Consider the following 470-nt stretch of genomic DNA (forward strand, 5'->3'; position numbering starts at 1 on the left):
ACGTAAACGGTTTCCATGGAAAATTTTCCTGGAACCCGCGGGCGTCTGTTTGCCTTTTTCCGGCGAATGCTAATCTAAATTCCCCCACGCCGCTTTGACGGATAGTCGGCATCGAGTTATGTGGTCGCTAATACATTCGAAGAAATAAGTTTGGGTATTTTGACAAAGTGCAAGCTAATCTGGTTTTGCGAAGTCGGTACCTGACGCCTGTGATTTGTGGATAGACCATGAACAACGATGCACTCCCGGGCCATTCGCCGGATTTGCTGGATTTCGACGAAGACTTTATCAAGATCGACGCAGCCATCTGCGAATACGATTCCGTCGGTTACGCGCCGCAACGCAAAGGAGAGAGTGCGTTCCAGTGGGCGTCCATCGAAACGGGATGTCTCGCTTTGTTGAAGAAGGCGAAGGATGTCCGGGTCGGCATTTGGCATCTGCGCGCATGCATCGCGCGGCGCGGGCTGAGC

The 470-nt window shown here is 52.6% G+C and carries 1 protein-coding gene; it reads left to right on the forward strand.

The window, feature by feature from the left end; all coding sequences use genetic code 11:
* Window positions 1-227: 227 nt before the first annotated feature.
* Window positions 228-470 (forward strand): type VI secretion system ImpA family N-terminal domain-containing protein (locus tag J5M71_RS27970; RefSeq protein WP_207838822.1); only part of this gene is annotated, 243 nt, incomplete at its 3' end.

It is taken from the genome of Pseudomonas sp. 43(2021) (assembly GCF_017490805.1).
Taxonomy (GTDB): Bacteria; Pseudomonadota; Gammaproteobacteria; order Pseudomonadales; family Pseudomonadaceae; genus Aquipseudomonas.